General features: G+C 44.2%; 22 protein-coding genes. 15 read left to right on the forward strand and 7 right to left on the reverse strand.

Annotated elements, in window-relative coordinates; all coding sequences use genetic code 11:
- The first annotated feature begins 1 nt into the window (after position 1).
- Both U5K35_RS01070 and U5K35_RS01075 read left to right on the forward strand, forming a co-directional pair.
- On the forward strand, positions 2-1,144 hold the full coding sequence (locus U5K35_RS01070; RefSeq protein WP_322569620.1) for an aminotransferase class V-fold PLP-dependent enzyme: 1,143 nt from the start codon (positions 2-4) through the stop codon (positions 1,142-1,144).
- A 276-nt stretch (positions 1,145-1,420) separates the two neighbouring features.
- Positions 1,421-3,037 carry a peptide chain release factor 3 gene (locus U5K35_RS01075; protein WP_322569621.1) on the forward strand — a complete coding sequence of 539 codons (1,617 nt, stop codon included), beginning with the start codon at positions 1,421-1,423 and terminating at the stop codon, positions 3,035-3,037.
- Positions 3,038-3,122: 85 nt separating this feature from the next.
- On the opposite strand, the gene U5K35_RS01080 is transcribed toward U5K35_RS01075, so the two are convergent.
- Together U5K35_RS01080 and U5K35_RS01085 are read right to left on the reverse strand one after the other, a co-directional pair.
- Positions 3,123-3,479 carry a four helix bundle protein gene (locus U5K35_RS01080; protein ID WP_322569622.1) on the reverse strand — a complete coding sequence of 119 codons (357 nt, stop codon included), beginning with the start codon at positions 3,477-3,479 and terminating at the stop codon, positions 3,123-3,125.
- Between the two features lie 103 nt (positions 3,480-3,582).
- Positions 3,583-4,077 (reverse strand): TspO/MBR family protein, encoded by a 495-nt coding sequence (locus U5K35_RS01085; RefSeq protein WP_322569623.1) that lies wholly within the window; start codon positions 4,075-4,077, stop codon positions 3,583-3,585.
- Between the two features lie 156 nt (positions 4,078-4,233).
- On the opposite strand from U5K35_RS01085, the gene U5K35_RS01090 reads away from it, so the two are divergent.
- Positions 4,234-5,931, forward strand: a complete 1,698-nt coding sequence (locus U5K35_RS01090) for a T9SS type A sorting domain-containing protein (protein ID WP_322569624.1) — start codon at positions 4,234-4,236, stop codon at positions 5,929-5,931.
- Between the two features lie 125 nt (positions 5,932-6,056).
- Here the strand turns inward: U5K35_RS01090 and U5K35_RS01095 are convergent, their stop codons facing one another.
- Both U5K35_RS01095 and U5K35_RS01100 read right to left on the reverse strand, forming a co-directional pair.
- Positions 6,057-6,662, reverse strand: coding sequence for a TlpA disulfide reductase family protein (locus tag U5K35_RS01095; RefSeq protein ID WP_322569625.1), 606 nt, complete (start codon positions 6,660-6,662; stop codon positions 6,057-6,059).
- An 84-nt stretch (positions 6,663-6,746) separates the two neighbouring features.
- Positions 6,747-7,889 carry an Mrp/NBP35 family ATP-binding protein gene (locus U5K35_RS01100; RefSeq protein WP_322569626.1) on the reverse strand — a complete coding sequence of 381 codons (1,143 nt, stop codon included), beginning with the start codon at positions 7,887-7,889 and terminating at the stop codon, positions 6,747-6,749.
- A gap of 200 nt (positions 7,890-8,089) precedes the next feature.
- Between U5K35_RS01100 and gcvT the strand changes: the two genes are divergently transcribed.
- The 11 genes from gcvT (at position 8,090) to U5K35_RS01155 (ending at position 19,611) form a co-directional block, all read left to right on the forward strand.
- Positions 8,090-9,187, forward strand: a complete 1,098-nt coding sequence (gene gcvT / locus U5K35_RS01105) for a glycine cleavage system aminomethyltransferase GcvT (RefSeq protein WP_322569627.1) — start codon at positions 8,090-8,092, stop codon at positions 9,185-9,187.
- Between the two features lie 5 nt (positions 9,188-9,192).
- Positions 9,193-9,921, forward strand: a complete 729-nt coding sequence (locus U5K35_RS01110) for a 2-phosphosulfolactate phosphatase (RefSeq protein WP_322569628.1) — start codon at positions 9,193-9,195, stop codon at positions 9,919-9,921.
- A 1-nt stretch (position 9,922) separates the two neighbouring features.
- On the forward strand, positions 9,923-12,412 hold the full coding sequence (locus U5K35_RS01115; RefSeq protein ID WP_322569629.1) for a DNA translocase FtsK: 2,490 nt from the start codon (positions 9,923-9,925) through the stop codon (positions 12,410-12,412).
- Positions 12,413-12,524: 112 nt separating this feature from the next.
- Positions 12,525-13,151: an outer membrane lipoprotein carrier protein LolA gene (locus U5K35_RS01120; RefSeq protein ID WP_322569630.1), complete on the forward strand. Its 627-nt coding sequence runs from the start codon at positions 12,525-12,527 to the stop codon at positions 13,149-13,151.
- Positions 13,148-14,158 (forward strand): lysylphosphatidylglycerol synthase transmembrane domain-containing protein, encoded by a 1,011-nt coding sequence (locus tag U5K35_RS01125; protein WP_322569631.1) that lies wholly within the window; start codon positions 13,148-13,150, stop codon positions 14,156-14,158. The genes U5K35_RS01120 and U5K35_RS01125 overlap by 4 nt, the downstream gene beginning before the upstream one ends.
- Before the next feature lie 86 nt (positions 14,159-14,244).
- Positions 14,245-15,993: a hypothetical protein gene (locus U5K35_RS01130; protein WP_322569632.1), complete on the forward strand. Its 1,749-nt coding sequence runs from the start codon at positions 14,245-14,247 to the stop codon at positions 15,991-15,993.
- Position 15,994: 1 nt separating this feature from the next.
- A complete protein-coding gene (locus U5K35_RS01135) occupies positions 15,995-16,204 on the forward strand; it encodes an HU family DNA-binding protein (RefSeq protein WP_322569633.1) in 210 nt (69 codons plus the stop codon).
- Entirely contained in the window at positions 16,194-17,636 is a 1,443-nt protein-coding gene (locus U5K35_RS01140; RefSeq protein WP_322569634.1) for an SPOR domain-containing protein, read from the forward strand. Before U5K35_RS01135 ends, U5K35_RS01140 begins: the two co-directional genes overlap by 11 nt.
- 8 nt (positions 17,637-17,644) lie before the next feature.
- Positions 17,645-18,364, forward strand: coding sequence for a MotA/TolQ/ExbB proton channel family protein (locus tag U5K35_RS01145; RefSeq protein ID WP_322569635.1), 720 nt, complete (start codon positions 17,645-17,647; stop codon positions 18,362-18,364).
- A 3-nt stretch (positions 18,365-18,367) separates the two neighbouring features.
- Positions 18,368-18,772: an ExbD/TolR family protein gene (locus tag U5K35_RS01150; protein ID WP_322569636.1), complete on the forward strand. Its 405-nt coding sequence runs from the start codon at positions 18,368-18,370 to the stop codon at positions 18,770-18,772.
- Positions 18,773-18,777: 5 nt separating this feature from the next.
- Positions 18,778-19,611: an energy transducer TonB gene (locus U5K35_RS01155; protein WP_322569637.1), complete on the forward strand. Its 834-nt coding sequence runs from the start codon at positions 18,778-18,780 to the stop codon at positions 19,609-19,611.
- Positions 19,612-19,615: 4 nt separating this feature from the next.
- Here the strand turns inward: U5K35_RS01155 and U5K35_RS01160 are convergent, their stop codons facing one another.
- From U5K35_RS01160 to U5K35_RS01170, 3 genes are read right to left on the reverse strand one after another with little or no spacing between them, the layout of a single operon-like run.
- Complete coding sequence (locus tag U5K35_RS01160) at positions 19,616-20,305, reverse strand: class I SAM-dependent methyltransferase (protein WP_322569851.1); 690 nt, start codon at positions 20,303-20,305, stop codon at positions 19,616-19,618.
- Positions 20,272-20,727 (reverse strand): copper chaperone PCu(A)C, encoded by a 456-nt coding sequence (locus tag U5K35_RS01165; RefSeq protein ID WP_322569638.1) that lies wholly within the window; start codon positions 20,725-20,727, stop codon positions 20,272-20,274. Before U5K35_RS01165 ends, U5K35_RS01160 begins: the two co-directional genes overlap by 34 nt.
- 10 nt (positions 20,728-20,737) lie before the next feature.
- The gene (locus U5K35_RS01170) at positions 20,738-21,325 is read right to left on the reverse strand and encodes an SCO family protein (protein WP_322569639.1); all 588 of its coding nucleotides are present in this window, start codon (positions 21,323-21,325) and stop codon (positions 20,738-20,740) included.
- Between the two features lie 389 nt (positions 21,326-21,714).
- Between U5K35_RS01170 and tnpA the strand changes: the two genes are divergently transcribed.
- Positions 21,715-22,161 carry an IS200/IS605 family transposase gene (gene tnpA / locus U5K35_RS01175; RefSeq protein WP_322569640.1) on the forward strand — a complete coding sequence of 149 codons (447 nt, stop codon included), beginning with the start codon at positions 21,715-21,717 and terminating at the stop codon, positions 22,159-22,161.
- Positions 22,162-22,219: the final 58 nt, after the last annotated feature.

Here is a 22,219-nt window from a genome sequence, read left to right on the forward strand (position 1 = left end):
TATGAAGTGTCAGAAACACCTGTTTCAGCTCGATAAAAATCACCACTACCTGAACGGCGCCTTTCTTTCGCCGCTGCTCAAAACGGTTGAACAAGCCGGAATTGACGGTGTGAAAATGAAAAACCGTCCGTGGGAAGTAACTCCGGATCATTTTTTTAAGGACTCTGAAAGAGTTCGGTCACTGTTTGCAGAGTTGGTTCATGCCGAAACCCCTGAAAGCGTGGCGATCTTGCCGTCCGTCTCGTATGGAATGGGAATTGTGTCGAAGAATCTGCCGGTCAAAAAAGGAGGGAATATCGTTGTGGCGGGAGATCAGTTTCCAAGCAATGTCTATCCCTGGATGAGATATTGCAAGGAGAACAGGTGCGATATAAAATCAGTAGAAGCACCCAAGGAATTTGAGAATCGTGCGAAAGTCTGGAATGAGCGGATAATAGAGGCGATTGACGGTGAAACCGTTCTGGTGGCGCTGGCCAACGTGCACTGGACGGACGGTACTTTATTTGACCTCGAAAAAATCGGAGAAGTTGCCAGGAGCCGGGATGCCTGGTTTGTGATTGACGGGACGCAGTCGGTGGGCGCACTGCCGTTTGATGTTCAAAAGGTTCAGCCCGACGCGCTGATCTGTGCCGGCTACAAATGGCTGATGGGTCCGTACGGAACGGCACTGGGATATTTTGGTGAAAAACTGAGAGACGGAACCCCGCTGGAAGAGGGATGGATTGTCAGGAAAAACAGCCGTGATTTTGCCGCGCTTGTGGATTATGAAGAGGAGTACGAATCCGGCGCCAGGCGGTTTGATGTGGGACAGCGAAGCAACTTCATCAATATGCCGATGATGGCAAAGGCTTTGGAGCAGATTTTAGAGTGGGGTCCGGCCAATATTCAGGAGTATTGCAGGGAGATATCCGAAGAGGCGATTCAAAAACTCAGAAAACAGGGATTCAGAATTGAGGATGAAAAGTGGCGCGGAGCCCATCTGTTTGGAATTCATCTTCCGGAGGAGATTCAGCCGGAACAGGTTCATAAAAAATTGTCAGAGAATAATATTCATGTGTCTGTCCGTGGAAAGGCAGTGAGAGTGTCGCTGAACGTGTATAATACAAGAGAGGATGTGGAGAGGCTGAGTGAAGTTTTGATTTGAGTCTCAAACTATAAGCGGCAGAGGGAATGATATTTTATGAGTATCACTTAAAATCCTTGTTGATTGACTATAGAGGCCTGTTTTCGCCTTCTTTTAACATCGTTTAAAAATAATTTTCCTGTCAGACCGTATAGAATTGGGTTCGATTCATTGAGTTAAACATTGTATAAAATATTCGGGATGAGATTATTGAAGAATCAGAAAGCAAATAAGTGAAGAAAAACGTTGAATTCGTTATATTACAAGTCTTTCAAAAATTGAAGTTTATATCAGGATATGTCACAAGCCGCTACCAAAACCAAGGAAAATATCATCGAACAGGAAGCAGCGCGCAGGAGAACGTTTGCCATCATCTCTCACCCGGATGCCGGTAAAACAACTCTGACCGAGAAACTGCTTCTCTATGGAGGCGCTCTGCACGAGGCGGGATCCATTCGCGCCCGTAAAGCCACCCGTCATGCCGCGTCCGACTGGATGTCCATCGAGCAGGACAGAGGGATTTCCGTAACGTCATCGGTTCTCCGGTTTGAGAAAGATGACATCAAATACAATCTGCTGGACACTCCGGGTCACAAGGATTTCTCTGAGGATACACTGCGAACCCTGGTGGCTGCCGACAGTGGCCTGATGGTGATTGACGTTGCAAAAGGAGTTGAGGAGCAGACCGAAAAACTGTTCGAAGTTTGCAAGATGAGAAAAGTGCCGGTTATCACCTTTGTGAATAAGTGTGACCGTCCGGGTATGGATCCGCTGGAAGTGCTCAGCAATATAGAGAATAAGTTGGGTATTGAGGCGATTCCCGCAAGCTGGCCGGTGGGATACGGACAGAAGTTTCAGGGTATTTATGATCTGATCGGCAAGGAGCTTCATCTTTATCGTAAATCCAAGCATGGTGCGCAAAAAGCAGAAATGGAAGTTTTCTCTCTCGAAGAGGGTTTGGATGAGACAAACCTGTCTGACCAGGAAAAAGAGCAGCTCGAAGAAGAGGTGATGCTGATCGAGGATATGTTTGCAGATATGGATCAGGATAAATTTCAGATCGGAGAAGCTTCTCCCGTTTTCTTTGGTTCAGCTCTTAACAACTTTGGCCTGGATGTTTTCCTGAAGTATTTCCCTGATTTGGCACCATCACCGCAAATATATTCAGATGCAGATGGCAAACAGCGTAACCTTGATGAACCGTTTAGCGGATTTATTTTCAAGCTGCAGGCGAATATGAATCCGGATCACCGGGATTGTGCGGCGTTCATTCGAATTACATCGGGCAAGTTTGAGCGCGGATTGAATGTGACTCACGAAGGAACCGGCAAAAAGGTGAAAATGTCCACACCTCATACTTTAATGGGGGATGAACGGAATATTCTGGAAGAAGCCTATCCGGGTGATATCGTATCGCTTTTTAGTCCGGGATTTTTCAGGATAGGATCGACCTTGTATGCTGATAAACCCATTCGTTACAACGTTATTCCGCTGTTTACGCCGGAGCACTTTATGAAAGTCTCTACCAAAGATCCGTTTAAGCGGAAGCAGCTGCGCGAAGGTTTGAAACAGCTTTCGGAAGAGGGTGTGGTTCATGTGTTTGAGGTGCCGAACGGTGTTGGAAATGAACTTTTATTAGGAACGGTTGGTGTTCTTCAGTTTGAAGTGGTTCAGCACAGAATGCAGGGGGAATATGGTGTTGAGCTCCACATGCAGCCGGTAAATTACCACGCAGCTCGCTGGTTGCCCCAGGAATCAGATGAAATCATTAAAAAATTGGAGAGCAGCTACTCTACGCATGTAACCAAGGATATGGAAGAGAATCCGATTGTTCTGTTTGAAAGTGCATATGCCCTGAGCCAGGCCGAAGAGAAAGTAGGTGCGGAGAATCTATTCAAATATAAGCAAGACTAATTTTGTTGGCTAGAAGAAAGATGCAAGAAGCTAGTTGTTAGGCGCCAGATGTAAGATGCCATTTTACGTATACCGGATTGGAAGTTTACTGGCAAGATTTGATTAAGCCTGTTAGTAGTGAAAATGTTGAGTTCATTTTCTCTGATAAAGTTCTTAAATCTGATCTTTGTACAAATTTAAGCTTGATCGATACTTCAATTTGAGCATCTAACTCTACCAGTGATGATCTTGCTATTTCATAAAATCTGCTCTTCTCAATCTTGGATTTCCTGGATGCTCCTTCACTTAAATTTGATACTATAGATATGGAAGCCCTTCTCATCTGTGAAATCAATCCATATCGTTCATTGGATGGATAGCTATCGGTTAATAAGTAAACTTCAGCAACGAGGTCAGTACTAAATTCCCAAACGGTTAGTTTTTTATGGCTTAAATTTAACATGATGAATTTGATTGTAATGTTAGCGGTTAATTATAAGAGCGAAAAAACCAAACTCCCTTACAAAAAATTATTAACTCGCATCTAGCATCTGGCTTCTAGCCAATCAATTCAATACCCAAATTGCGGCCGTGAGTGCGGTGGCAAAGCTTACCCACAGGATATAGGGAACCATCAGCCATCCGGCGGCTCTTTTTTTCAGATAAAAAAGGTAGGTGGTGATAAAAATAGCGACCAGTAAAAAGAGGATTTCAATAAGGGCTAATCCAACATTCTGAAAGTTAAAAAAGATTTGAGACCATAAGCCATTCAGAGCTAACTGAACAAGAAATACGCTCAGTTCAATCTTTGCTGCTTTAAACCCAAAGTCTTTCCAGACCAACCAGGCCGCGATCGCCATCATGGTGTAAAGCAGAGTCCAAATAGGGCCAAAGAGCCATGCCGGCGGATTCCAATCAGGCTTGTTCAAAGAGCTATACCATTCGGGCGAAGCAATTCCGGGTGAAACCTGCGCGCCGGTCCAGGCGACAAAGTAACAGAGGGCCAGCCATAAAATCAGACCCGTAATTTGAACGGGGAGAGAAAGTTTTAGGGTTTTCATATCTCTAGAAAATTAATAAATAAAAATTCACGTCTTGCGTTGAAGAAAGGTTAACAAAATTTCATTGCGTATGATTGATATGTTTTGCTTAAACTTAGACTCTACTATTCACTATGTAATGCTATATCTATGAATCAAAGTTACGTTAAAACCGAATTGTCTGCCAAATTAATCAAGCCTCTCTACTTGTTGCTTTTCATCATTTTTGGATCAGCTGTTTCAGGGTTTGCACAACAAACTGTTCCTCAATCCGACCAGTACATTCTGATGGAAGCACCGGAAATGGGAGAAATCTGTAAGCTTCCGCCAACAGATATCAACAGAAACTATTTTAAAAAGGCAGAAGAGCGATATAGAAAAGCGAACAATGAAACACGATCTGCGAGCTTTGAAATTACGTATGTAAACAGCTGCAGTGATGGCAGTCAATGGCCTTCAGAGGCTCAAACTGCTTTTGAGTATGCTATGGGTATTTGGGAGACCTATTTGCAGTCAGAAATTCCAATTCGTATTAATGCGAGCTGGATCGAAAGAGACGGTAATGTATTAGGCAGTGCCGGGCCAACTTTGGTTGCGAGACCATCAAATGGTGAAGAAGATACCTGGTATACGATAGCTCAGGCAAGTGCGATGTCCGGCGAAGATCAGTTAGAAGGAAATAGCTTTGAAGAGGAGAATGATATCAACATCAATATGAACTGCAACTTTGATGACTGGTATTTTGGAACGGATGCAAACACTCCGGCCGGTCTCATTGATTTTGTGACCGTTGTGCTTCACGAAATTGGTCATGGTATTGGATTCATTGGCTCAATGGATGCAAGTAATGGTTCTTCAGGAAGCTATGGAATTCCTAGCACCAACTGGCCATTCATTTATGATCGATTTGCTGAAGATGGGCTTGGCAACGAACTATTAAATATAGCAGAATTTCCAAATCCCTCTGTTGAGCTTTACAGAGCTCTGACCGGTCAGAGAGACGGTGTCTACTTTAACGGAATTGATGCACGAAGTGTTTTTGGTGGACAGCTTGTTCCCCTTTATGCTCCGTCTGAATGGAACGGAGGATCTTCATATTCACACTTAGACCAAAATATTTTCTCTCAAAGCCAAAACTTAAACAGTGCTTTGATGCGCCCAAGGATAGACCGTCAGTTTGCAATGCACTCACCGGGTCCGGTTTTCTGCGGTATGCTAAGCGATTGGGGCTGGCCGCTGGGAAGCAGCTGTCTTGAGCTGGTAGGCGGTGAATCTCAGATTGTACTTAGCAATGAGGCCACAGAGAGCGGCCTGAATTTTGGGGTTGCCAATGTTGGCGACAGAGTGGAGCGAACCATAAGTATTGGCAATGATGTAAACTCCGAAGATCCGCTATCATACAGCATTACAATTGATAGCAATAGTTTTGTGGTTTCACCGGCAGGATTGGCTACAGGTAATCTTGAACCCGGAGAAAATGTGAATGTGATTATTCGATACATTCCCAGAAATGACCGAATTCATGAGGGTGTTGCAAGAATTACGCACAACGCCAATAATGCTGCAAGTCCCCTTGCCATTAATCTGACTGGTGAATCTCTTCGTGAAGATGAAATTGCCCGGCTTGAGGATAACTACCCAAATCCGTTCAATCCAACTACAACCATTCCATATGTATTGCCGGAGACATCGGATGTTCGCCTGGATATCTACAATGTAAGCGGCCAGTTGGTTCAGACATTGGTGAATAGTCAGCAGCCCGAGGGAAGATATAATCAGCCGTTTGAAGCCAGTGGTTTAGCCAGCGGAATGTACTTCTATCGCTTGATTGTAAACGACAACGTGTTTGTAAAAAGATTCCTGCTGGTTAAATAAGCGGGGTCAGGGAAAGTTATACGAAAGGCTGGTATAAGAATTTCCCCTCCTTAGATAAGGAGGGGATTAAGGGGAGGTTGGACTAGATATCAACCAAGTTTAAAGCAAGTCAGTACACCTCCATATCAAATCTCCGAAAGATCTCTCAAAAACTGCTCAAACTCCGGGGTGTCATATTTTGCCAGACCCTGCTTCTCCATCATTAGCTTACCGTCGCCTGAAATCACGTACGTGGTAGGGATTACATTGCTCTCGTAGGTTCCGGGCACCTTTGTCCGATAGTGGTATATCGGCATATCAAAGCCGCGTTTCTCCATAAACTGTTTCGCCTTGTCGAACTCATCATCCATCGAAACAAGTACGAACTTCACATTGTCGGAGTCTTCAAACTTTTGATACAGCTTATGGATGGAGGGCATCTCGGCGATGCAGGGAGGACACCAGGTAGCCCAGATATTCATAAAGACCACCTCACCGTCAAAATGGGCAAGTGATATCACCTGTCCGTCTTCATCAGCCATATAAAAATCCCGGTTTGCTTCAGGAAATGTATCCGTAACAGACGGTATGGACGGCTTAATCAGTCCGGTTGCCAGTAATCCTTTTTGAAGTGTCCCAATTACCGTAGTGTGAAGGCCTGTGAAATATAGAAACGCGATTACCCCAATGATGGCTCCCCATTCAATGAGTGACCGCTTGCGCTTTTTAGCTTTTTCTTCTTTTTCTGTCATTTCAAAAGTTTTAGTCCATAACTAAAAAGCCGGAAGCATATTGCTCCGGCTTATCAGCGTAAAGGATTTGTGTGAGGAGATATCTTACGGTCGAATCTTGATATCCACTTTACTTCCCGAATCTCCGCTCTGATTCTGTATGGAGATAATCTGCTGAACCCGGTTGGCAATCTCTTTCAAGCCGATTGCGGCTGGAGACGCCGGATCAGCAGCTACAACAGGAGTACCGGAGTCGCTTGTTTCACGAATCTGTTCCCTTAGGGGTATTTCACCCAAAAATGGAACTTCAAGTTTTTTGGCAAGATTTCTGGCACCGTGTTTTCCAAAAATGTAGTATTTCTTTTCAGGCATATCATCAGGCACGAAGTAGGACATGTTTTCGACGATTCCCAGTACGGGCACATTTACCTTGCTGAACATCGCCACACCTTTCCGTGCATCATCCAAAGCCACCGTTTGTGGAGTTGATACAATAACAGCTCCGGTTAACGGAACGGTTTGTACAATTGTAAGCTGAATGTCGCCGGTTCCCGGAGGCAGATCCAGAATCAGATAGTCAAGCTCTCCCCACTCTACTTCCTGCATAAACTGTTTAACGGCGCTGGTAACCATGGGGCCGCGCCAGATCATGGCCTGATCGGTATCCACTAAGAAACCCATGGACACGAGATGAACGCCATGCTTTTCAATTGGAATCAATTTTTTCTGAGTAGTTATATTAGGCCGCTCTTTCACATCAAACATGGTGGGAATGCTTGGTCCGTAAATATCGGTATCCAGCAGGCCTACTCTTGCCCCGGTTTGAGCCAGTGCTACAGCCAAGTTTGCAGCTACTGTTGATTTACCTACACCGCCTTTTCCGGATGCAACGGCGATCACATTTTTAACTCCGGCTAATACCGGCTCCTTTTCAGGTTGCTGCTCTTGCTGCTGCCCCTGTTGTGGAGCATCATCCCCGTCCAGTTCGCGCTGTCTTGAAATGTTAATTCCAACCGTGATATCGAGAATGGCCTCTTTATCGGCAAATTTGTGAATGGCTTTGGTACACTCCTTTTTCAGATAGTCTGTAAGGCTGTCGTCTTTTTTTGGCAGCTCAAGAGTAAAGGCTACATATTTATCCTGAATGATCAGATCTTGAATCAAATCCAGCGTGATTAGATCTTTTTCGTATTCAGGATGGATGACCTGTGAAAGGGCGCTTTTAATTTGTTCTTTATGGATAGACATAAATGTTTTACGTGCTTGAAATTGTTACCTTTCAAAAATAAACAGAATAAGGACTAATTTAAACGATTAATTGAAAAGAGACGGCTAAGACTGATTAAGGTACGTGGAATTCATTAATTAAATATGAATTCATATATCAGTTCAAAGCTCAGTTAATGTGAACGAAGGAACTTTATAACGAGAAACAGTTTATAAAATTTATGTCTAAACAAACTCCATTCCATCAGGAGCACGAAAAACTGGGAGCAAAAATTATTGATTTCGGCGGGTTTGATATGCCTGTTCAGTACGAAGGAATCAAGCAGGAGCACATGGCCGTTCGGGAAAAAGCCGGACTGTTTGATGTATCCCACATGGGCGAATTTTTTGTCCGCGGACCCAAAGCACTGGATCTGATTCAAAAAGTAACAATCAACGACGCTTCGAAGCTGGTGCCCGGTAAAGCTCAGTACACGGCAATGTGCTACGAAGATGGCGGTATTGTGGATGATCTGCTGGTATATATGCTGTCTGGTGAAGAGTACATGCTGGTGGTGAACGCCTCGAATATCGAAAAAGACTGGGATTGGATCGAAAAGCACAATACGGTTGGAGCTGAAATTGAGAATCGTTCTGATGAATATGCACTGCTCGCGCTTCAGGGGCCAAATTCAATCGAAATCCTGCAAAAGCTGACCGATAGCGATGTTTCCGCTATTAAATTCTATACGTTTGAGCAGGGAGAAGTTGCCGGTGAGGATGATGTAATCATCTCCGCTACAGGATATACCGGTGAAAAAGGTTTTGAACTCTATATCGATACCGTGAAAGCAGATGCCGTAAAAATCTGGAATGAACTGTTGAAGGCGGGTGAAGATCTTGGCCTTGAACCGGCCGGACTAGGTGCACGAGATACTCTTCGTTTGGAAATGGGTTTTGCCCTTTACGGAAATGACATCACAAAAGAGACCAATCCTATTGAAGCAAACCTGGGTTGGCTTACAAAATTGGATAAAGGTGATTTTGTTGGTAAAGAAGCTATCGCCGAGGTAAAAGAGAAGGGAAGAAGCCGAAAGCTGACCGGATTTGTGATAGATGAGGGCAGAAATGTACCTCGCTCGGGATATAAAATCCTTGACAATGATGGAAATGAGATCGGTTTTGTAACAAGTGGAACACAATCCATCTCTTTGAATAAAGGTATTGGGATGGGTTATATAAATGTGGATCACGCTAATGAGGGTGAAGCCATACAAATTCAAATTCGGAAAAAAGAAGTAAAAGCGACGGTTACAAAGCCGCCATTTTACAAGAAATAAGAAGTATGAGCAGTACAAAGAATATAGACGTATTTTTTTCAGCACAGTCGTTTCAGGAGAATGAGCTGAGGGATAAATCGGTGGTTGTGATCGATGTTCTTCGCGCAACATCAACCATAGTAACCGCCATGATGAATGGCGCGAAAGGCGTAATTCCTGTGGAGGATATGGGTGAGGCCAGCCGGATTTCCCAAAGTGTGGATTCGGATAATTATATGCTCTGCGGTGAGAAAGACGGAGCTAAAATTGACGGCTACGATCTTGGAAACTCGCCACTCGAGTATACTCGCGAAACGGTATCGGGTAAAACCCTGATTTTCAATACAACCAACGGCACTAAGGCGATAAAAAAATCACTTGGATCGGCAACGATTTATATCGCCTCATTTCTGAATTTAAGCACGATTGTGAAGGCTCTCAGTGTGGAAAAAAATGAGATCGTGCTGTTATGTGCCGGATGGAAAGGCAGGCTGGCATTGGAGGATATGTTGCTTGCCGGGAATATAATCTACAATTTATGTGATGCTCAGTTATCGGATGAAGCAAATGATGGGGCTAAAGTGGCATTTGGTCTCTACGAAAAATATTCCGATGATATTAAGTCGGTAGTCTTTCAGTCGAATCATGCTCAAAGGTTGAAGGATGTGGTGGGAACCGACGACATTGACTACTGTTGCCAAACAGACATTACCGACCAATTACCTATTTTGCACGACGGAATTATCTCGACATAATATGGCTAAAAAAAAGCAGAACGGTTTTTTCAGCAATTTCAACTATTCCCGAAAAATGGAGGTGGCGGGGATTTTAATTATGGCAGTTGCAGGACTGCTATTGCTGAGTATCGCCTCATACAATCCGGAGGATTACGCTGTTGTTAAATCCCTGAACTCAAGTTCCCTGTTTCAGATAGATCAGGGTCCGGCACTTCGTATAAGTAACTGGCTGGGTGTAGTGGGGGCGTACATTTCCTACACGTTGGTTCACACCCTGTTTGGATACACCAGTATCATCATTCCAATAATTATCGCTTCCCTTGGGTGGTTTGTATTTCGTCAGAACGATTTGGCCGAACTGGGATGGCCGGCAGCCTACGGACTTTGGGTCATGGTTTTGGCATCTACAATATTTGGTTGGTTTTACAACCGGTTTGAGGCTTACTCGATGTCATGGAGCGGTAACTCGGGTATTTATGTAGCGGGAATTCTGGAAAATATTCTGGGTCTGGGTTCTATCATCCTTCTCTTTGTACTGATGTTTGTATCGTTGCTGATACTTGCCGATCGTGATCTGCAAAAAACATTTGAGGTGCTGCAGAGCTGGAAGTCTGACTTAAAGGGAAAACGTGAACAGAAGCGTAAGGAGAAGGAACGGAAGAAAGCGGAGAAAAAACGCGAGAAAGAGGAGAAAGCTGCAATTAAAAAGCGTCAAAAAGCTGATGCCGCAATGAAAAAAGCGGAGGAAGATAAAAAGCAGGCTGAAAGTGAACAGCCCCCGGCTTCTATTGATGAGATTGTAGAAAAATCGCAAAAAGAGGATGAAGAGCGCGAAGCTCAGCGTAAAAAAGAGAGTGCCGAGCTGGAAAAGCAGCCGCCAAGAGCTATTCTTGAAAAGAGTCCGGATGAGACTGTTGACGAGGAAGAAGATGATGACGTAGAAATTTCTGTGTACGTGGGCGAAGGTGACGAAGAAGCCAGTGATAAGGAGCTGGATCGCCTCAACAAGAGCAAGGCAAAGGAAGTACCGGTTATCAAATACAAATTTCCAGGTATTGATCTGCTCTCTTCACCACCGAATGAAGGAAATGAGGTGGATCTGGAGGAGATCAAAGAGAATAAGAGGATCATTCTTGATAAGCTGAAACGCCACAAAATTGAGATTTTAGGAATCAACGCGATTGTGGGCCCAACGGTAACGCTGTATGAACTGGAGCCGGCGCCTGACGTTAAAATCAGTAAGATTGAGAGCTATGCCAACGATCTGAAAATGGCCACAGCTGCTCACGGTTTGCGTATTATTGCTCCTATTCCGGGACGATCGGCGGTAGGTATTGAAGTGCCGAACAGCTCGCGCGAAACGGTATTTATCAAATCGGTCATTAACACGAAAAAGTTTGTAGAAACGGATTACGATCTGCCGGTAGCCTTCGGGAAAACGATCGAGAATGAAGTGTTTATGGTTGATCTGACCCGAATGCCCCACCTGCTCATGGCGGGTGCTACGGGGTCGGGTAAATCGGTTGGTATTAACACGATCATTACCTGCCTGCTTTATAAATGTCATCCCGACGATCTGAAGTTTGTGATGATCGATCCAAAGAAGATTGAGCTTTCTCTTTATCGGAATATTCAGAATCACTATCTGGCGGTTCTGCCCGGTTCTGATGAGCCGATTGTGACGGACACGACCCGGGCAATGGAAACTCTGGAGAGCGTAACCAAAGAGATGGATGAGCGTTACGATCTGCTGAAAATGGCGATGGTTCGCGATATTAAATCATACAATGAAAAATTTGATACGGGCGAACTGGACGAAGAACTTGGGCATCGCCATCTGCCATATATTGTAGTGGTGATTGATGAGCTTGCCGACCTGATGATGACGGCAGGAAAACAGATTGAAGAGCCGATTGCCCGTCTGGCTCAGCTTGCACGTGCCATTGGAATTCACTTGGTAGTGGCTACACAGCGTCCATCCGTGAACGTCATTACCGGTACTATCAAAGCTAACTTCCCGGCGCGAATTGCCTACCAAGTAGCATCGAAAGTTGACTCCCGGACGATTCTTGATACCGGCGGTGCCGATCAGCTTATCGGGCGCGGAGATATGCTCTTTTCGAATGGCGGGGGAATGACCCGAATCCAGAACGCCTATGTGGATACGGAAGAAGTGGAACGAATTACATCGTTTATTGGATCGCAAAAAGGATATAAAAAACCGTTTCAGCTTCCGGTTATTGAAGATGAAAATGAAGGAATTCCCGATCCGCTGGATGATATTGACGACTACTTTAAGGAGGCTGCAAAGATTGTGGTGCTTCATCAGCAGGGATCCGTATCACTTCTTCAGCGTAAACTGAAAATCGGGTACAACAGGGCGGGACGTATCATCGATCAGCTCTACAATGCCGGAGTTGTTGGGCCCTACCAGGGAAGCACGGCGCGGGATGTAAGGATTGATGATGAGGAAGATCTCGAAGAGATTTTTGAAGAGCTGGATGTTTAATTCCCTTTTCAGATACTGTGAAACGATCTTTTGCGTTGATCGGGAACTGCATATCGATTAGGCAGTTAACAGGGTAGAGATCATATGATATGAACCGTTTGAGGAGGCTATTATGAAGCGACACCGAATAATAATTTCGACATTGGTACTGAACTTGTTTCTGATTGGGAACCTGTTTGCGCAAACTCCTCAGTTTGACGAGTTAAAAGAGAATTTCGAGCAAAACCGAATATTTGAAGCCGATTTTTCCCACTTATACAAAGACGCTTTCACCGGGGAAGAGCAATACTCGGAGGGAAAAATATGGATTGGCAAGGAGAGGTATCGCATTGAGGGTGATCTTCAAACCATGGTTGTAGACGGAGAAACGTCAACGGTTTATGATCAGTCCAGAAACCGGGTGATTATCAGTGATTATATTGAAGAGGAGGATGATTTTGCTCCGTCCCGAATGCTTCAGGGCGTAGATGAATCGTTCGAAGTTAGCGAACGAACACTGCAGAACGGGAATGCAGAAATAACCCTTACCTCAGATGATCCCTTTACGGTTTTTCAAACAGTTACCATTTTTCTGAACAGCGAAGGGAATCCGGAAGAAATTGTAGCCGTTGATCAGGCAGAAAATGAGTTGGTTACAACATTTAGAAACGGCTCATTCACGGAGGAATCTACCGACCTGTTCAGAGTTGAAGTACCTTCTGATGCGGAACTTATAGACTTGCGCTACGATAGCGAATGAAGAAAAAAAGAATCCTAAACATACTCATATCTGTAGCAGTAGCCGTACTGTTTGTACAGCTGGCGGTGAAAAATGTAGATCTCGGCGAGCTTTGGCAGCAGATGAAAATGGCAACCTTTTACTGGTTGCCTTTTTTTGTTCTGGTTCTATTGGTAAGCCACTCGATGAGGGCTGAAAGATGGAGACTGCTTTTGGCTAATAACGGAGAGCGCATACCGCGTTCAACACTTTTTGCAGGTGTTATGCTCGGATATGTACTTAACAACGTTGTTCCGCGACTTGGAGAAATATCACGGCCCGTTTACGTTGCCAGAAAACAGGGGATGAGTTCAAGTAATTTAATCGGGACAATTGTGGTAGAGCGCCTGTTTGATCTCGCCACGATGATGCTTTTAATCGTGTTTGTCTCTTTCTATTTGATAAGCGACATAGGGCTGTTGGAACAGCTCTTTGGAACAGAAAGCTGGCCATGGTACGCCTATCTTGCTATACCCCTCTTTTTTCTCCTGGTTATTGTAGGAATCTGGCTTATTTACAAAATTTTGAATTACAGTGATAAAAAAGAGCCGTTCAACAGTTCTATTCTGAATAAGATTTTAGATAAAGGTCGTTCTTTTACTGAAGGAGTGATCTCAATACGCCATGTGAAAAACTGGCCCATGTTTTTACTGCTCACTGCAGGTATCTGGATTGGCTATATATTCATGACCTACTTGCCATTTTATATGATGGGGCTCCAGACGGCATACGGTTTAACAATGAGTGACGCGGTAGTATTAACGATGGTATCGTCGATTGGAGTTAGTATTCCAACTCCTGCAGGAATTGGCTCATACCATCTTTTAATTCAACAGAGTATGTGGCTATTGTATAATATTCCGTTAGTTACAGCTTTAACATACGCCACGATTGCTCACGGCGTTACAGTAATTTTGGTGTTTATAATCGGACCGATTTCACTCTGGTGGGATAAATACGCTACACTAAGAGCTGGAAATCCAAATTAATTGATTAGTTTTAAAAAAAGATCAATGAATTTTTACAAAAAAAGCAGTTAGTTTCTCTCTGATAAATGATGAATAGTTCTGAATTTATGAATCGACTTTTATTTGCATTATTGCTCACCTCCTTAACCCTGTTTGCGGGAGTGAAAGCAGTTGCTCAAGATGCACAGCAGCAATCCGGTACACAGCAGACTCTGTTGCCTGAAATTGATCCGCAGGATATTGAAATCAGAAGCCAGTTTCAGGCTCGGTTCCCCGGGCTGAGACGGCAGCCCATTCTGGGATTTAATCCGCGGCCGCGTGTATTTCAGATCGACCCGAACCGCACGCCATTTTTTGAAGATGAGGAGACAGTTGTAGCCAACTTGCCGATTGGTGTTCTGGACCGACCTGAACCGCCTCAATACATGCCGCTCGGTTATTCAGATCCCCAAAATGGATTTGCAAGAGTTGGAATAGGAAGCTATTTCACACCGGAGGCAGATATATACGCGGTTGGCAGATTGAATGAAAAAAACCGGGTATCAGCCAACATAAATCATCTGTCTACGGATGGCCACCTGGATGAATTCAAAGATTCTTATCGAAACAGTAAGATTGAGATGAGATCGGTTCATCGTGTGTCGGGAAAAACAACGGTTCAGACAAATCTGGGTGTTAAATCGATGTTCAATCACTACCCGGGAATGGTACTGCAGGATGGAGAGCCGGGAAATGACAACACCCGCACGGAAGCTTTTGGTGCCTATGGAGGTTTTGATCTGAATGTTGCGCAAACATCACTCAGCGGCGTGCGTGTTGCACTGGATGGATTTTCTAATCAGTTTGATCTAACATCAGACCGTCCACAACTTGAAGGGGATGCCATAGAGTGGGGTATTAAAGGTCAGGCAGAATATTCAAGGCTGGGAAGTCATGTGGAAGAAGTACACCGTCTTAAATTAGCTACATCAGCCGGTGGTTTTGATCCTTTGGACTCGGAGTCCGGCAGCTGGTCTCTCACGAAAGTAACTGCACATTATGAACGTCTTTTTAACTATAACACCGAAGTTAAAGCCGCCGCGGGTTTCTCGGGCGTAACCGATGCCATAAATGATTTTTCATTATATCCGGTTGCGGATGTCTCGGTTACTCATAACTTGTTTTCCGGGTTAAACTTGATGGCACACTTATCCGCAGCACCCAAGCTTAAAAATATGGGCAGCATTTATTCAGAAAACCGGTTTATAGATTTTAAAGGTCAGCTGGAGCATCAGTACGAGTGGCTTGGTTTGGCAGAAGTACAAATAGAGCCGGTTTCCGGTACAACTTTAAGTGGCGGTGTATCTTATCAAAACATAAAGAATTACCTTTATTACTCACGCAACAACAATGTTCTGAATGTTGGCGCGCAGATTCCGCCGATACTTACAGAACGCTATTACGGGTTGAATTTTGAGAACGCAAATATTTTTAAATTATACGGCGCTTTTTCACAGGATTTGAAAGCTGATGTGATTTGGATTCAGGCAGATGGATCGTGGCAAAGACCAAGACTCTCAAATGACGAAAAAATTCCTTTTATTGAGTCGTTAAGTATTAAAGGAACGATAGCTTTCCGCCCGTTCAGCCAGTTGGTTGTTGAGGGGTGGGGAGAATATGTTGGAAGCCGTAATGATTCGGAAGGAGACGAAATGTCTTCGTTCATCAATCTTGGAGGTCGTTTTGAGATTTCTTTAAACGATCGGCTGGGAGTCTACGGTAAACTTGTTAATTTATTGGACGAGGAGTACGAATTGTGGCAAGGATACCCTGAGAGAGGATTTCAGGGATATATTGGAATCACATACCTATTTTAAGATGAAATCTACTTTTATAAAGGCTTTTAAAGAAGTTCTTCGGGAACAGATCTTGAAAAAAAACAGGGTCGAAATTGACGGTTTCGGGACATTTGAAGTTGTGCATCGCAAACAACATCAAAAAACGTACGAGAATGGCAGGGTAGTAATGGTTCCCCCGGCAGACATTGTAGAATTCAAATCTAAGGTGAGGAGATCGAATGAAAATTAACAGAGCGAAACTCATTGAACTGTTAGTTGATAAAACGGGGATGGAAGCTGATGAAATTGAAAGTCAGCTTAAACAGTTAATAGACCGTATTTTAGACGCCGCCGAACGTGGAAAAGCACTTGAAGTTAAAGAGTTCGGCATGTTCTATTTCGATGAAAACGGTGATTTGAAATTTGATCCCTCGGACGAGCTCAGTACGGAAATCAACTTTAAGTATGCCGGTATGGAGCCGGTTGAGCTAAAACCTGCCCGGGATCAGGATAGCGATGCTCAGGCGAACGATCTCTCTTACGAAGAGGAAGCCGACGAGACCGAAGACGAGCCTGCTTCTTCTACAGGATCCGATATGGATGAAATTTTCGGTTTCAATGTTGACGATCAAAATTTGGAAGAAGAAGATGAAGGTCCCATCGAGGACGAAGAAGAAGGACCTGACGGGGGCGCACTGATCTCTCCGCCCGATAAAGTAGACCGTGATATCGATCCGTTCTCGGGATTGCTGGGCGATGCCTCATCGAAAATGAAAGACTCTGATGATAAGGATAAGGACGAAGACGAAGATAAAGACGATCCATTCTCCTTCATTTCAGAAGAGTACGAAGAAGCTGAAGATGATACCGAGAAGGAAGAGGAATTTGAACCGATTCCGGAATCAGACGTAGAGGAAGACGATGATTTGGAGAGTGAGCCTGTTTTCGCCCTGGATGATGAAGAAGAGATTGATGATGAGTTTGAAGATGATGATTCTGATGACTTAAGTAAAATTTTCGATGAGCCGGAACCTAAATCTGAGCCTGAATCCTCAGACTCTAGTGAAGAGGTGGCTCCGGAACCGGATTTTGTAGTTGCCAAGACAAAGGACATCAAAAAGGATACCAAATCTAAAATCACAAAAGAGAAGTCGGAACAGCGCGATCCAATTACCTTGGTCATCAGTATTGGACTCATTATTATTTTAATTGTGATCGGATTTTTAGTTATCCCGTCACTTTTCGAATCGGATGACTCCGGAACAGAAGTAGTTACCGACCCACCGGAAGAACAAGTTGATACAACTCCGGAAGAGACGCAGTCGGTTGTTACGCCTTCGGAACCCGAGGAAGAAACTGAAGTAACAGAAGAAGAGTCTGTTCAACCGGAACCTGAACAGCCCGTGTACGGCTTGATGGGAGACCTTGTAGATGAAGCGAATGACGGATACTCTGTGGTACTGCACTCCATGCAAAGTGAAGTGAGAGCACGTTCAGAGGCGGCAGATTTAGCATCGGAAGGTTATCGGGTGCTTGTAAGTCCACGTTTGGTTGATGGATCAACAGTTTGGCGAGTCAGTGTTGGTCAATTCCCCACAATTCCAGAAGCTCAGCAGGCGGCTGCAGAACTTCCCAGCCCATACAGCACAAATAACTTTATTCAACGAATACAGACTAATTAAATAATTACATGAATATCATCTCATTACTAATGCTTCAGGCTAACGAAGCAGAGGCTGACTCACTTGCCCAAATGCTGCAAGAAGAAGCTTCAATGTCTTTCTTTGAAATTCTTTCTCAAGGTGGAATCTTAATGATTCCTCTGTTTTTACTCTCCATTTTGGCAATCTATGTGATTGCCGAGCGCTGGAGAAAGCTGGATAACTCCAAGATGGATGTAAACAGCATGCTGAATAATATCGAGTCCCTGCTGAAGTCAGGAAGTCAGCAGAGAGCTATTCAGTACTGCGAAGAGTTTGACAAGCCGCTTGCACGGATTTTGAAATCCGGTATTCGACGACTCGGCCGTCCGATTCGCGATATCGAGCAGGCCATACACAATGCAGGAAAAAAAGAGATCTATCAGCTTGAAAAACGAATGAATTGGCTGGCTACCATCGCCAGTGTTGCTCCGCTGATTGGTTTTACAGGAACGGTAACCGGTATGATTCGTGCATTTATGGATATTCAATCCCTGCAGGGGAATGTGAATCCAAGTGTTTTGGCCGGTGGTATCTGGGAGGCGTTGATTACCACAGCTGCAGGTTTGATTGTCGGTATTATTGCCCTTGGTTTCTACAACTATCTTGTAGGAAAAGTGGATAGAATGGTTTTTGAGCTCGAAAATGCCTCAGCCGATTTTGTTGATCTGCTGCAGACACCATCACCGAAGAAACGTCAGGAGGAGTAATTAATGGATTTTCGTAAAGACAGTAAAAAAATGGAGCCGTTGTCCATGTTCTCGCAGTCTGGACTGACGGATATCATTTTGCTGCTGCTGATCTTTTTCCTGCTTACTTCATCGTTTGTTACAAATTTCGGAATCCGTGTAAATGTACCGCAGGCTGAATCGAGTGTTACAAATAATGCACAGCAGATTTCTGTGGCCATTACGGCACAGGGCGAGTTTTTTGTGGACGGTGAACAGGCCTCGAGCGGGAATTTATCCACCGCTATTCGACAGGCATATCAGAATAAGCCGAGTGCTTCGTTAGTACTACGTGCCGATCGCGACGCGAGAGTAGATGATGCTGTTCGCGTGATGAATATTGGTCAGGCACTGAATATGAATATTGTAATGGCGACGGAGCGTGACTAACGTTTATGTTAGACTGGTTCAAATCTCATTTTGATAAAGAAGACCGTTTTGGTCTTGCCGTAACCGGTGCGATCCATCTTGTTCTGTTTATTATCGCTATTCTCTACACCATCAACATGGACTACGATAATCGTCCGGCCTATATAGAAGTGACGCTGGGTGAATTTCAAAGCGGGACCATTGCCGAACAGGCGGAAGTGCAGGAAGAGGAGGTTGCCACTCGGCCCAATCCTGCTGAGGAGGAACCCGAAGATCCTGATCCCGAAATAATTGATCCGGTTGAAACCCCACAGCAACCGGAAGAAGAAGTTGCCAAGCCTGTAGAACTGCCCGAGCAGCAGGAAGAGATTCAAAGTGAAGAGGTTGTAGAAACTCCCGAAACAGAAGTGATTGATCCTCAAAATGTAGAGGTTGAAGAAGAGGTTGATGAAGAGGTGGTTCCTCCTGTAGCACAGGAAGCCGAAGAGGTTCAGGAAGGTGTGGAGACCAGCGGAGTTGTGGAAGGAACGACCGGTGAGACGAATGTAGAAGAGGGTACCGGTAATGACGAGGACCGCTCGGCACCTTACGAGCTTCAATGGGAAGGAGACTTGGAACGTTCTCCAATGGTGCAGCCGATGCCCGATAATCAAACGAATGAAGAGGCCACTATTACAGTCAGGTTTGAAGTACACCCCGATGGATCTTTGGGAAGAGTAGTGCCGCTAAGGAAGATGAATCCCGAGTTGGAACGGGAAGTTATGAGAACGCTTAGAAGCTGGAGGTTTTCACGGCTACCGTCCGGTGTGCCTCAGGAATCGCAGTGGGGAAGAATTACATTTAATTTTGTTGTGGAATGATGAGTCAGTCTGACTTCTTACACTTCAAGTAAAAGAACTTCCACCATCTGAAATTCCACTCCTCTTTATCTTGAATAGTAAAGCCGAACTCATTCAATAGAGACTTCATCTTTTCCAAAGAACGGCTGTTGATGTTTTCAGGAGAGAGCAAATCAATCAGAAAACTGGAGATCACGAAGTATCCTTTCTTGTTCCAGTCGAGCATGTAGAGTTCGCCGCCCGGCTTCAGAAAGTTTTGAAAGTGATTCAGTACGGCTTTCTGATCCACATAGTAGTGAAACGAGTTCAGGCAGATAATTTTATCGAATGTCTGATGCTCGAAGTTGAGCTCTTCGCAGTAGCAGTCAGTAAACCGCACATTTGAGTAGCACGCCAGTTTACTCTTTGCTTTCTCCAGCATTTTTGAAGCCGGATCATTCAGAACCAGTTCTTCTATCGACTCAAAGTTGTCCAGAATCTTTTTAGCAAGAATTCCGGTTCCGGCGCTGGCGTCCAGAATCCGATCTCCCGGCTCCGGCTTGAAGTGACTGAGGAAATGCTCGTGAGTATTATTCAGATAGGAGGAGTACAGTTTATCGTACTTAGGTGATAACTTATTGTAGTACTCCGCTGTTTTTTTTGCTTTCGTATTGATAACGGCAGGGTTTAAGTAATTTGCCTCTACAACCTTACCGGAACCTCGATCGTTTGCGATTCTGAATTTGAGAAGTTGAGTGTAAGCTCAAAAGTATCCCCATCAGCTAGTGTTCTGGTTACCTGTATGAGCATTATGTGCAGTCCGCCCTGCTGAAATCGTACGGTAGATTCGGACGGAAGCTCAACCTCCGGCACTCCCCGCATCCCCATCATTCCTTCTTCGCGCTCATAGGATTCGTGAACCTCGACCAGCTCTGCCACATCTGATTCAACACCGATTAAAGCATCATCAGACTCTTCGAAATTGGTAATTAAAAAATAGGCTGCGCTCATACGTCCCTCACTGGCAGGCCGGGCCCATGCGCCTTCAATTTGAACACCCTCACCGTCAATCACCTGTTCCTGTTGTTCGGCTTCTCCGCTGCAGCTGATTGCAAATAGTAAAACGAAAGCGAATGCTAATAAGTAAAAATATTTCATAATAGAATGGTTAAAGTAGTTTTTGAAGATCTTCGATGATGATATTGACCGGGGTCATGCTGCCGCCGTAGTCAAAAATCAGTTCAGAATTTTCGTTGATTAACAGAATTTTATCGGTGTGATTTAAAAAGTACATTCGGTCTCCATTATCCAGTTCGCGTGAATAGGATTCCTGCGACCGAACGCTCACTCTTTTCATAAAATCGTCAATAGTATCGGGATCTCCCGTTAAAAATTGAAATGGTTCACGATCCATGTCGAATGCCTGTGCGTAAGATTTGAGAACTTCAGGTGTATCGCGCTCCGGATCAAAAGTGACTAACACAAATTTTGTATCACCCGGATTGTCCATCTCTTCGTAAACTTTACCGACATTGGCCGTGATGAAAGAGCAAATATCCGGACAGTTAGTGTAAATAAAACCAATTACCAGCGGTGAACCCTGGTAGTCGTCGGGAAAAATCACGGTCTCTCCGTTTTGATCCGTCAGCTCATAACGGACATCGCTGTAGTCATCAAGTGCAGGGCTGCTGCAAGATGATAGAAAGAGGGTCATAGCGGTAATACCGATAAGCGTATAACAGGAGACTTTAATCATGAAATTATTCGGTTTTGCTTGTTAAACAGAAGGTAAAAATTACCTCGGTCTTATGAATCTTTGATGAAACAGAAAGTAAGACACAATTTTAATTGGAGGTAATAAATAGCACAGTAAAACCTTCAAACAGACGATCCACCTGTGGTGGATCGAATACGATTAGCCCCGACACGCATGTCGGGGTTAAAAAAATACCAACACAGAAAGCAACTCCAATCGGGGTTGAATTCCAAGGTGAGCCTGTCGCCAAATCGACACATCGGAAGAATATTTTTCACATTCTTCTGTAAGGAATTGCTGTTTTAAGGTTCATACTCATAAACCATTGCAATAACAACCTCCAATGCGTTAATAAAGACTCTTTATTACTATACTTAATCAAACCGAACATGAGTACTTATATTCAAATTCACTATCACATAGTATTTGGCACTAAATATAGAATTCCTTGTTTGGAAGAAAATCAACGAGACCTTCTTTTCAAATATATCTGGGGAGTTTTGAATAATAAAAGGTGCCATTTGTATCGCATCAACGGTGTAGACGATCACATTCATATTCTCACCCATATTCATCCATCTACGGCTCTGTCGTCGTTGATTAAAGATGTTAAGTTGGCAAGCCATGGATGGATCAAAAAGAAACAATTATTCCCTGCATTTAAGGGGTGGCAAGAAGGCTATGGAGCTTTTACCCATCACATCAACGACAAAGAACGTTTGATCCGGTATATAAAACAACAAAAAGAGCATCACAAGCGGGTAAGCTGGCCGGAGGAGCTGAAGGCTCTACTACAAGAACATGGAATCGCCTTCAACGATAAATACTTGTCATGATCTTTTCGGGTATTGTTCCATATGCATAGGTTGGGAGCCGCATACACGACAATTGTTC

The sequence above is a fragment of the Rhodohalobacter sp. genome, from assembly GCF_034521535.1.
In the GTDB taxonomy this organism is placed as follows: domain Bacteria; phylum Bacteroidota; class Rhodothermia; order Balneolales; family Balneolaceae; genus Rhodohalobacter.